This window comes from Mesorhizobium sp. 2RAF21 (assembly GCF_052115345.1).
GTDB lineage: Bacteria > Pseudomonadota > Alphaproteobacteria > Rhizobiales > Rhizobiaceae > Mesorhizobium > Mesorhizobium terrae.
The window spans coordinates 84,898-96,036 of sequence record NZ_JBFRGM010000020.1 but is presented as its reverse complement, the minus strand read 5'-3'; the positions used below and the strand labels follow the sequence as shown (position 1 = coordinate 96,036).

Sequence of the window (11,139 nt, the reverse complement as noted above, 5' to 3'; positions counted from 1 at the left end):
TCGCCCTTGGCGAGAGGACAAGAATTTGATGGCTTTCCTGAACGCCCTTTAGCCAGAAAATTAGGTTGCGGCGCTGGGTGAACTTTAGCTGATCAGCCAAGCTACGATCACGTCGCCGCAACATAACCGTCTACGCAACATATTCGAACTTATGTGCTGTTCAACATAAGTTCGAGATTTCTCAGGCCGAGCACAACTATATGTTCAACATCCTGACGCCGCTCTGGATGCGCTACGGCATGTTCGCGATGCGGGAGTTCCTGACCTGCAATGTGACGAGCGTCTTCTTCACGTTGAAGATCGATGACCACATCCGGTATTTCCACGGCTATTGCGATCTGAGCGACAGGCGCTCGCCCGACCTGATGCGCGATGTCATCGTCGAGCGCGAGTCGCGGCCGGTTCGGGCGATGACGCGCGAGGAGCGCATCGAGCACATCTGGTCGAGCACTCACGACGACTATCGCGGCTACGCGGACTGGCGCTTTCCGATCGCCCTGCGAGGAGCTCGCGTCGTAATCGTCTATCTCTCTGGTCAAGCCCATCCCTTCAAACTGCTCGACCAACTCACGGATGACGAGATCGCGGCCAAGCTGCCGGTGCATCTGCGCCACCTCCCTGACGCGATTGCTGCGTGATGGAGGCGACGATGTTCACATTCCCCATCCTTGCGGTTCGCAAGGTCATCGAGCGCGGCATTGCCGACGCCAAGGCCAACGGCGGCTTTCGCCTTCCGCACGGCGATTTTTCGTCTACCGAGCAAGCCCGCCCCGGTCTCTGGCTGATCGGAGACCAGGGCGTCTACATCATGGCCAACGGCAAGTTGCCCGAGGGCGGCAAACCCTTTGTCGTCTATTCGGAGCAATGCCATCCGAAGGGCGACATCGACTGGTGGGACTACAAGCGCCGCCATTTCGGTGGCGATGACGGCGTCGAATTCATCGCAGCCGAGCAGCTGATCCCGCTCTTCGACCGCAACCTCCGCGCCACGCATATCAACATGGATCTCACCGAGGACGAAATCGTGTTCTCGCTGATTACTCGCTGATTCCCCTTCAACCGCAACACCCATCGAGCGGCCAGCCTGCCTGGCCGGTCGATCGCGTGCGCCTTCATCACGGAGAAATCCCGATGTCCAACGATCCCTTCACCATCGACCTCTTCGGCAACACCGCGCTTTCGTCCGGACTCGGACTCGGCGTCACCGCTTTCGCGGGCGATTTCGATCCCGACGACGATCCCGATCCCGCGACGCCTGCGCCGGCGATGCCGGTTGCGCCGACGAAAAAGCCGGCATCGCCCGCCTATCGCGCGCGCGGTTCGAACTTCTACCTGGCCGACGACCGCCGCCTTGCCCGCGGCTGGAAAGAGCGTGCGCGCGACAATATCGCGGCCATTCGGCTCGCTGCCGAGATCGAGGCGGCCGAGCGGCCTGCTACGATCGAGGAGCAGGAGACGCTGGTCCGCTTCATCGGCTTCGGCGCATCCGACCTTGCGAACCATGTCTTTCGCCGGCCCGGCGAGATCGAGTTCCGAAAGGGCTGGGATGAAATCGGCTCGGCGCTCGAAGACGCCGTCGACGAGACCGAGTACGCCTCGCTCGCGCGCTGCACGCAGTATGCCCATTTCACACCCGCGTTCATCGTGCGGGCGATCTGGTCCGGCCTCCAGCGTATGGGATGGCGGGGCGGTCGCGTGCTGGAGCCGGGGATCGGCACTGGACTGTTCCCGGCGCTGATGCCGGAAGGCTTGCGCGATGTCTCCCACATCACCGGCATCGAACTGGACCCCATCACGGCGCGCATCGCCCGTCTGTTGCAGCCGTGGGCGAGGATCCTCACCGGAGACTTCGCGCGCACTGAGCTGCCGGCGAGCTTCGACCTCGCCATCGGCAACCCGCCCTTCTCCGACCGCACCGTGCGGTCGGACCGGGCCTACCGCTCGCTCGGTCTTCGTCTGCACGATTATTTCGTCGCGCGAGCGATAGACCTGTTGAAGCCGGGCGCGTTCGCCGCCTTCGTCACCAGCTCCGGAACCATGGACAAGGCAGATTGTGCGGCGCGCGAACATATCGCGAAGTCGGCCGACCTGATCGCCGCCATTCGCCTGCCCGAGGGCAGTTTCCGCGCCGACGCAGGCACCGATGTCGTGGTAGACCTCCTATTCTTCCGCAAGCGCAAGATCGGTGAGCCGGAAGGCGATCAGTCCTGGCTCGATACAGAGGAGGTGCGGCCGGCGACGGACGACGAAGGCGCCATCCGCGTCAATCGATGGTTCGCCCGCCATCCGGATTTTGTGCTCGGCACACACGCGATGACTTGCCGAGCCTTCGGCGAGACCTACACATGCCTGCCGCGGAAGGGCGAGGACCTGGCGGCCGCGCTCGACGTGGCAATCTCCCTGCTCCCGGAAGACCGCTATGACGGCGAGCCCACCGAGATCGATTTCGATCTGGAGGATGCGGTCGACGCTGCGCCCGTCGGCCTTCCCTCCGAGCGCCATGTCCGCGAGGGCAGCTTCTTCGTCGATAACGCCAAGGGCCTGATGCAGGTCATCGACGGTGAACCCGTCGCGGTGAACGTCCGCAAGGGCCGAGATGCCGATGGCATGCCGGAGAAGCATGTCCGCATCGTCCAGAAGCTGATCCCGGTGCGCGACGCCGTGCGCGAGGTGCTGAAGGCGCAGGAACTCGACCAGCCCTGGAAGGAATTGCAGGTCAAGCTGCGCATCGCCTGGTCGAGCTACGTGCGCGATTTCGGCCCGATCAATCACACCACCGTCTCTATCGTTGAAGACGAAGGTCGCCTTGGCGACGGCGAGGTGCGCGAGACGCACCGCCGCCCCAACCTCGCGCCGTTCCTCGACGATCCCGATTGCTGGCTCGTAGCCTCCATCGAGGACTACGATCTGGAGAACGACACGGCGCGGCCCGGGCCGATCTTCTTCGAACGGGTGATATCCCCGCCGGCGCCGCCGGTGATCTCCAGCGCCGCCGATGCGCTCGTTGTCGTGCTGAATGAACGCGGCCGCGTCGATCTCGACCATATCGCCGAGCTTCTGCACCGCGATCCGGACGATGTCGTCGCCGAGCTTGGCAGCGCCATCTTCCGCGACCCCGCCGATGGTTCCTGGCAAATGGCCGACGCCTATCTGTCCGGCCCTGTCCGCGACAAGCTGAAGGCGGCGGAGGCGGCCGCCGCGCTCGATCCCGCGTACGAACGCAACGTGGCGGCCCTTCAAACCGTGCAGCCGGCGGATCTTCGGCCCTCCGACATCACCGCCCGTCTTGGCGCGCCATGGATCCCTGCCGCCGACGTCGTCGCCTTCGTGAAAGAGACGATGGGCGCAGACATCAAGATCCACCACATGCCGGAACTGGCGTCGTGGACGGTCCGCGCCGGCCAGCTCGCCTATCTCGCCGCCGGGACGTCCGAGTGGGGCACGAACCGTCGGCACGCCGGCGAACTGCTCACCGACGCGCTCAACAGCCGTGTCCCGCAGATCTTCGATACGGTCCAGGAAAACGGCAAGGAACGTCGTGTCCTTAATGTGGTCGACACCGAGGCGGCCAAGGAAAAGCTCCAGAAGATCAAGGACGCCTTCCAGCGCTGGATATGGTCCGATCCGGATCGGACCGACCGTCTGGCGCGCGTCTACAACGACCGTTTCAACAACATCGCGCCACGCCGCTTCGACGGTTCCCACCTTCAACTGCCGGGCGCGAGCGGAGCGTTCACGCTCTACCCGCACCAGAAGCGCGGCATCTGGAGGATCATCGCGTCGGGCTCGACCTATCTCGCCCACGCCGTCGGCGCCGGCAAGACGATGACCTACTCGGCCGCGATCATGGAGCAGCGGCGGCTTGGCCTCATCAACAAGGCGATGGTGACGGTGCCCGGCCATTGCCTCGCGCAGGTCGCGCGCGAATTCCTGGCGCTCTATCCGATGGCTCGGATCCTCGTTGCCGACGAGACCAACTTCACCAAGGACAAGCGCGCCCGGTTCCTGTCGCGTGCGGCAACAGCGAACTGGGACGCCATCATCATCACGCATTCCGCATTCCGGTTCATCGGCGTGCCGGCCGTCTTTGAGCAGCAGATGATCCATGACGAGCTGGAGCTCTACGAGAAGCTTCTCCTCGACGTCGACGACGAGGACCGGGTCTCGCGCAAGCGTCTGGAGCGCTTGAAGGAGGGCCTGCAGGAGCGTCTGGAGTCGCTTGCCACGCCCAAAGACGATCTCCTGACCATCGCGGAGATCGGCATAGATCAGATCATTGTCGACGAGGCGCAGGAGTTCAGGAAGCTCTCCTTCGCCACCAACATGAGCACGTTGAAGGGTGTCGACCCGAACGGCTCGCAGCGCGCCTGGGACCTCTATATGAAATCCCGTTTCATCGAAACGAAGAATCCCGGCCGGGCCCTCGTGCTCGCCTCCGGCACGCCCATTACAAATACGCTCGGCGAGATGTTCACGGTGCAGCGGCTTATGGACTTCGCCGCGCTGATGGAGCGCGGCTTGCACGAGTTCGACGCCTGGGCGTCGACCTTCGGCGAAACGGTGACAGAACTGGAGCTTCAGCCGTCGGGCAAATACAAGCCCGTCTCGCGCTTCGCCAGCTTCGTCAACGTCCCGGAGCTGATCGCGATGTTTCGCAGCTTCGCCGACGTGGTGATGCCGGAGGACCTGCGCCAATACGTGAAGGTGCCGGCGATATCGACAGGCAAGCGCCAGATCGTCACCTCGAAGCCTACGCAGGATTTCAAGAACTATCAGATGGTGCTTGCGGAGCGGATCAAGGCGATCGAGGTGCGTGGTAGGCCGCCGGAGCCGGGCGACGACATCCTGCTCTCCGTCATCACCGACGGCCGGCACGCTGCCATAGACCTGCGCCTGGTCGATCCAGACAATGACAACGAGCCGGATAACAAGCTCAACAACCTCATCTCGAATGCCTACCGCATCTGGCGGGAGACGGCGGAGCACCGCTTTGTCCGGGCCGACGGCAAACCCTACGAGCTTCCCGGCGCCGCGCAGATGATCTTCTCCGACCTCGGCACGATCAGCGTGGAGAAGACGCGCGGGTTTTCTGCCTATCGCTGGATCCGCGACGAGCTGGTACGGATGGGTGTACCGGCGTCCGAAATCGCCTTCATGCAGGACTACAAGAAGTCGGAGGCCAAGCAGCGGCTGTTCGGCGACACGCGCGCCGGAAAGGTCCGATTCCTGATCGGATCGTCTGAAACCATGGGCACCGGCGTCAATGCCCAGCTCCGGCTGAAAGCCCTCCATCATCTCGACGTTCCATGGTTGCCCTCACAGATCGAGCAGCGCGAAGGCCGCATCGCCCGGCAGGGCAATCAGCACGACGAGATCGACATCTTCGCCTATGTCACCGAAGGCTCGCTCGACGCGACCATGTGGCAGAACAACGAGCGCAAAGCCCGGTTCATCGCCGCGGCGCTCTCCGGCGACACGTCGATCCGTAGGTTGGAGGATTTGGGCGAAGGGCAGGCGAACCAGTTCGCCATGGCCAAGGCCATCGCATCCGGCGATCAGCGCCTCATGCAAAAGGCAGGACTCGAAGCCGATATCGCCCGGCTGGAACGCCTTCGTGCCGCGCACATCGACGACCAGCACGCTGTTCGACGGCAGCTTCGCGATGCCGAGCGCGAAATCGAGCTCTGCACGCGTCGGATCGCCGAGATCGGAAAGGACATCGAGCGCCTGGTCCCCATCGCGGGCGATGCCTTCGTGATGACCGTTATGGGCAAGTCCTATTCCGGGCGCAAGGAGGCGGGCAGGGCGCTTTTGAAGGAAGTCCTGACGCTGGTGCAGCTCCAGCAGAAACGCGAAAGCGTTATCGCCTCGATCGGCGGCTTCGATCTCGAATATGCCGGCGAACGCGCCGGCCGGGACGGTTATCGCTATTCCACCGCGCTGCTGCGCACCGGCGCCGACGATGAGATCGATCTGCCGATCACGGTGACGCCGCTTGGGGCAGTTTCGCGCCTCGAGCACGCCATAGACGGTTTCGAGAGCGAGCGGGTGCGCTATCGCCAGAACCTGGCCGACGCGCAGCGCCGGCTAGCGTCATACAAGGCCCATGGCGACGGCGGCGACTTCGCGTTCGCCGGCGAGCTGGCAGAAAAGCGCCGGCAGCTTGCTGGGGTCGAGGCGGCACTGGCGAAGGATATAGACGGCATTCATGAGCCGGCAGCAATTGCCGCATGATCCATGAACTGGCCGGTGCGTCGCATGATGCTCCGGCCAGTTTGCTGTCGCGCTTCAAGCGCCACGGCGCCGATCGTTGTTTCTCGAGCGCTTAGGCAGCGGCGAGGTCGTCGATGATTTGCTGGATCGCGTCGCGAATCTGAGCCGTGCTCTGGCTGTCATGAACTCCGGAATAGGTGCTCGAGGAACCGTTCCAGATGCTTCCCTTGGTGACGAACATGATCTGACCGTTCAGCAGCCGCAAGACTGTCCGAGCGTCGTCGGGCAACTCGCGCTCGTTGCCGTGATGGTCGATGAAGTAACCATCGTCATAAACAGAGCGCCCGGCATACTCTCCGCGACCGACTTCGACGACTTCCTCCTGACGCCGCGCGATGCTTCGTTCACGATCTTCGCGGGTCGTTCCGGAAGGCTCGAGATCGTCCAGTTCGAGCATGAGGAAGGATTCCGCAGGATCCGATGCAATGCGCTCCAGGACGAGCCTGCGCGGTTTGACCACGACAGTCGTCCCCGAAAAAATCCCGAACTCGATGCAGCCTGGTTCGCTCCCTTTCGCAACCGAAAGAAAGTCGAAGCCGCCGCCGCGCGGCAGATGCGCGTGGTTCTTGCTCGAGCCCATGAATGGCTGCAGCGTGGTCACGATGTCGTCGACGCGCTGCCATGACAGCGTCGCGTCGCCGTTGCTGGTGATGTGGTTGACCTTGGAAGTCCACTCTGCGCGCGAGCGGATATGAAAATCAGATTGAGACATTGGTGATTGCGACCTCTTGGTGGAGGCATGCGACGTCGACCGTGGCGCTGTGCGTGGCGGCGATAGTGCATGCTTTGCGTGGATGAAATTCTGGTAGCCGGCAAGGACTGCTGCCTCATTGAGCGCAGTTGTGTGCTTGACCGACTTCTCGGACGCAATCTTCTTGGCGAGGCGCTTGATGCCTTCGATTGACGAAGGCCGGGCCGACCCAGTCGACATGTCGATTCTCCGGCTCTTGCGAAGTGTCGCCCGATCCACTCCCGAGCCCGAACCAGACATGGACGGGTGGGTGGTAGAGAGCAGTGCCGCTTGCAGCTTTGCGATATCGGGCGTCAGGCTCCTGCCGAGAGCCAGCTACAAGGTGGGCGCTCAGCCTCGCTTTGGCAAGAGGGCGTGAAGAATTTCGCTTGGCCGACGAGGGTCAGCAGGAAAGGGAGGAAAAAGGGAAGAGAAAGCCCGCTCGCAGATCGGGCGGGCCGCTGGCGCTTCCGCTCAACTGCGCTGCTCGCAATCCCGGCCCGGCGTCCTGCGCAGGGCTGTAAGCCCCGCTGGGCCGACCGGGCAGGGATGCTCGGCCGCAGTTGCACCGGCCCGTCCGCTCCGCGGGCCGGAGGGGGTCTTCGGAAAGAAGACAGAGAAGGACCGGCAAGCCGCCGCGTTCCCAACCCTGAAAAGGAGCATACCATGTATCTCATGAAGATGGACCCGCGCGCTCTGGTGGAGAATCCCAACCATTCGCGCCAGACCAAGCCTTCGCCGCAGGCCGATGCGCTTCTGCTGGCGTCGATCAAGGCGATCGGCATCGTGCATCCGCCTGTCGTCACGCCGCAGAGCGATGGCGGCAACGGTTTCGTCATCGAAGCCGGCCGGCGCCGTGTCAGGCTCGCGCTCAAGGCAGGAATCGAGGAGATCGAGATCCTTGTCAATGATGCCGATAACGACAACACCGCAGCCAACGGCGCCATGCGCTCCTTCGCGGAGAACATCGTCAGGGAGCCGCTCAACCCTGTCGACCAGTGGCGGGCGATCGAGCGTCTGGTCGCTCTCGGCTGGACCGAGGAAGCGATTGCCGTCGCGCTGGCGCTCACACCTCGCCGGATCAAGCAGCTCAGGCTGTTCGCCAACGTGCTGCCCGCCATGCTCGACCAGATGGCCAAGGGTGACATGCCCAACGAGCAGCAGCTGCGCACCATCGCATCCGCGTCCCTCGACGAGCAGAAGGAAGTCTGGAAGGCGCACAAGCCGTCGAAGGCCGATCCGAGGGTCGGCTGGTGGAACGTTGCCAACGCGCTGGCCAAGACCCGCATGTACGCCAAAGACGCCAGCTTCGACGACGAACTTGCGCGGGCCTACGGCATCGAATGGGAGGAAGACCTGTTCGGACCGGCCGACGAGGACGGCCGCTACACGACCAATGTCGAGGCGTTCCTCGGCGCGCAGCAGGAATGGATGGCGAACCATCTGCCGAAACGCGGCATCATCACGGAAGCCAACACCTGGGGTCAGCCCGTCCTGCCCCCCAAGGCCGAGCGCGTCTACAGCAGCAAGCCGGCAAAGACCGACTGCGTGGCCATGTATCTCGATCGTGACGGCAAGGTCCAGAGCGTGGCCTACCGCATGCCGGAGGCGAAGAAGAAGGGCAAGGACGCCGATGACGTCGGTGCTGTTACCAAGGCCCGGCCGCCTGTCACCAACAAGGGTATGGACATGATCGGCGACTTTCGTACCGATGCGTTGCGCGAGGCGCTCGACCGGGCGCCGATCGAGGACGACACGCTGATGGCGTTGCTGATCCTCGCCTTTGCAGGACAAAACGTGTCGGTCAGGACCGATGGGAGCCAGTCGCTCTATGGCAGCAATCGACTGGCCCAGCACGCCGCGACGCTGTTCAACGCCGAGGGTCATCTCCAGTGCAGCGAGGAGACGTTGCGCGTCGCCGCGCGCCTCACGCTCATGGAGGTCCTGTCGTGCAGGCGCAACGCCTCCAATAGCGGCATCGTCGCACGCGTCGCCGGCGATGCGATCGGTGCGAACGCCTTCCTGCCCAATATGGGCACCGAGGGCTTCCTGTCGTGCCTGTCGCGTCAGGCACTTGAAGCGGCCTGCTCCGGCACGTCGGTGCTGCCGCGAGCACGGGTGAAGGACACGCGCGCGGCCCTTGTCGAGCACTTCAAGGACGAACGGTTCGTCCATGTGAGCGCGCTGTTCGCACCGGAGGAAACGAAGCTCACGCAGTGGCTCGAGGCCAATGCACCAGAGCCGGAGCAGGACGAGGAGCCCGAATCCGCCGAGGAGCCGGGCCATGCTCCGGAAGAGCCCGACGACGTCGAGGGCGAGTTCCGCGAAGCGGCCGAATAGCTGCTTCCCACGCACTGTCGCATGACATCCGCCGCCGGCTCGTCCGGCGGCGGCTCTGTTTTCACCATCCAGAGAAGGAGGATGCTGTGTCCGCTTTACTGATCTTCGACCACGCGCCGCTCGGCGCAATCGTAAAATATTCCGACGGCACGCCGCAGCCGCCGGAGCGTCACCGCAAGAAGCTCGCGGCGTGGAAACACCGCAACAGCAGCGGCCGGCTGATCGCCAAGCAGCTCCGTCGCGTCATCGGCAACACCACGATCACGGACTCCTTCAAGCTCCACGAGGGCGACTTCGGTGAAGGCGCTGTCGTAGTGCTGCGCATATACCGCAGCTTCTCGATCGACAGTGACTTGTCCTTCACCGTGGTCGAACGGCCGTCTATCGGCTCGGTGATCGTGCTCGACCGTCCTGGCGGCGAACTCGTGCATCTCGCTGAGAGCGAGCCCGCCGCGCAGACGTGGCTGCAAAGCCACGGCTATCCGCGTGCGGTCCTCCAGCCGGTCAGCGCCGACGAGGTCGCCGCCGCTGTTGTCGAGGGGAGGGCCGCGGCATGAGCGCGCTCGTTCCCTTGGCCCAGAACACCGAAGCCCCCGGATTTCCGGGGGTTTCCTTTGGCGTCAGCGCCGACGGCATGAACGTCGCCCTGGTCGGTGAACATGCCTACGCGATGGTTCCCGCCGCCGGCGGCAGGCATTTTCTCGCCAGCGGCTGGCGGATCCGGCGTCCCATGCCCGAATGGACGCGCGACGATTTCTTCAGCCATCACAGCGAGCTTGCCGACGAGACCGCCTTTCGCAATGCCGTCATCGAACAAGCCGATCACCAGCGTGAAAAACGGCTGCTCGGCCGACGCGACGCGCACGCAACGGCCAGCACGCCGTGGGGGCCGTCGCAGGGTGCCACCTTCTATGCCGAGGACGTCGTGTTCCACAGCACGGCCGGCCATGGCGGATTTCAGCTGTCGAGCGCACGCAACGCCAAGGTCCATCCGATGCTGCGCGCGGCAGGCGGCTGGTACGAGGAAGACGAGGCCTGGGCCATCGTCGCCATCACCTTGCCGCATCTGTTCACCGCCTTCGAGCGGCGCTGCGCAGAGCGAACCCTCAAGGACAGCTGGCCCGACGCCTGGGAGAAAATCTTCGGCACGGTGCTCCAGCCGGGGGAATCCCGCACGAAGGACCAACGCGCCTTCGAGCGGAAACATATGAACGACTGGATCGTCGTCTCGGCGAACACGTCCGGCCATGAAAAGGGCTTCGTCGAGGTTGTCGCCACGCCGGGCGGCAGGCGGGGCGAGGGGACGGAGGAACGCCGGTTCCTGGTTCCCTCGCAGGAATATGAGGTCGGCCGCTTCGGCTTTGTCATCGATGTGGATCGGCATCCCGTCTATAGCGGCCCGTCGAGCTTCATCGGCTGGCAGGGGAGGAACGCGTCATGACCCGTCCACCCGAGCGCCAGGCGCAGCTTGCCCGCATGGAGGAAGCACGCCGGCAGATCCAGCGCCAGCTCGATATGATCGAGCGCCAGATCACGCGGCGCATGACCGCGCTGATCCCACAGTTACAGCCGCGCCGCGCGGCCTATAGGCGCGGCAAGCCGCCCGATCCGAGCGCATTCCTCGAACGCTACCGCTCGAATCTTGCCGCGATCACAGCCGAGCGCCAGCCCGAGATCGACGCCCTGTCACGCAAGCTCGCCCGGCAGGACCGGGCGATCCTGAAGTTTCGCGAGCGTTATGGCGCCCAAACCAGTGGGGCGGCATTGAGCGCCGGACAACCAAATGCAGCATGAAA

At 63.9% G+C, this 11,139-nt stretch carries 7 protein-coding genes and 1 pseudogene; 7 read left to right on the top strand and 1 reads right to left on the bottom strand.

The window, feature by feature from the left end; translation table 11 throughout:
• Window positions 1-170: 170 nt before the first annotated feature.
• The 3 genes and pseudogenes from AB4136_RS26785 to AB4136_RS26775 all read left to right on the top strand — a co-directional run.
• Window positions 171-638 (top strand): annotated as a pseudogene (locus AB4136_RS26785) (DUF1419 domain-containing protein); the annotation flags it as partial.
• An 11-nt stretch (window positions 639-649) separates the two neighbouring features.
• Window positions 650-1,048, top strand: a complete 399-nt coding sequence (locus tag AB4136_RS26780) for a DUF3085 domain-containing protein (RefSeq protein WP_137902143.1) — start codon at window positions 650-652, stop codon at window positions 1,046-1,048.
• Between the two features lie 83 nt (window positions 1,049-1,131).
• A complete protein-coding gene (locus AB4136_RS26775) occupies window positions 1,132-6,234 on the top strand; it encodes a lactate dehydrogenase (protein ID WP_137902144.1) in 5,103 nt (1,700 codons plus the stop codon).
• Window positions 6,235-6,325: 91 nt separating this feature from the next.
• Here the strand turns inward: AB4136_RS26775 and AB4136_RS26770 are convergent, their stop codons facing one another.
• The gene (locus AB4136_RS26770; RefSeq protein ID WP_441931811.1) at window positions 6,326-7,243 is read right to left on the bottom strand and encodes a hypothetical protein; all 918 of its coding nucleotides are present in this window, start codon (window positions 7,241-7,243) and stop codon (window positions 6,326-6,328) included.
• A 426-nt stretch (window positions 7,244-7,669) separates the two neighbouring features.
• Between AB4136_RS26770 and AB4136_RS26765 the strand changes: the two genes are divergently transcribed.
• The 4 genes from AB4136_RS26765 (at window position 7,670) to AB4136_RS26750 (ending at window position 11,137) form a co-directional block, all read left to right on the top strand.
• The gene (locus tag AB4136_RS26765; RefSeq protein WP_137902146.1) at window positions 7,670-9,343 is read left to right on the top strand and encodes a ParB N-terminal domain-containing protein; all 1,674 of its coding nucleotides are present in this window, start codon (window positions 7,670-7,672) and stop codon (window positions 9,341-9,343) included.
• Between the two features lie 86 nt (window positions 9,344-9,429).
• On the top strand, window positions 9,430-9,900 hold the full coding sequence (locus AB4136_RS26760; protein WP_137902147.1) for a hypothetical protein: 471 nt from the start codon (window positions 9,430-9,432) through the stop codon (window positions 9,898-9,900).
• Window positions 9,897-10,784, top strand: a complete 888-nt coding sequence (locus AB4136_RS26755; RefSeq protein WP_137902148.1) for a DUF7007 domain-containing protein — start codon at window positions 9,897-9,899, stop codon at window positions 10,782-10,784. Before AB4136_RS26760 ends, AB4136_RS26755 begins: the two co-directional genes overlap by 4 nt.
• Window positions 10,781-11,137, top strand: coding sequence for a hypothetical protein (locus tag AB4136_RS26750; protein WP_137902149.1), 357 nt, complete (start codon window positions 10,781-10,783; stop codon window positions 11,135-11,137). The genes AB4136_RS26755 and AB4136_RS26750 overlap by 4 nt, the downstream gene beginning before the upstream one ends.
• Window positions 11,138-11,139 lie beyond the last annotated feature (2 nt).

Excerpts from the sequence above, each read along its gene's own strand:
- AB4136_RS26765 (WP_137902146.1), top strand. The coding sequence starts at position 7,670 with ATGTATCTCATGAAGATGGACCCGCGCGCTCTGGTGGAGAATCCCAAC.
- AB4136_RS26755 (WP_137902148.1), top strand. The coding sequence starts at position 9,897 with ATGAGCGCGCTCGTTCCCTTGGCCCAGAACACCGAAGCCCCCGGATTT.
- AB4136_RS26780 (WP_137902143.1), top strand. The coding sequence starts at position 650 with ATGTTCACATTCCCCATCCTTGCGGTTCGCAAGGTCATCGAGCGCGGC.
- AB4136_RS26775 (WP_137902144.1), top strand. The coding sequence starts at position 1,132 with ATGTCCAACGATCCCTTCACCATCGACCTCTTCGGCAACACCGCGCTT.
- AB4136_RS26750 (WP_137902149.1), top strand. The coding sequence starts at position 10,781 with ATGACCCGTCCACCCGAGCGCCAGGCGCAGCTTGCCCGCATGGAGGAA.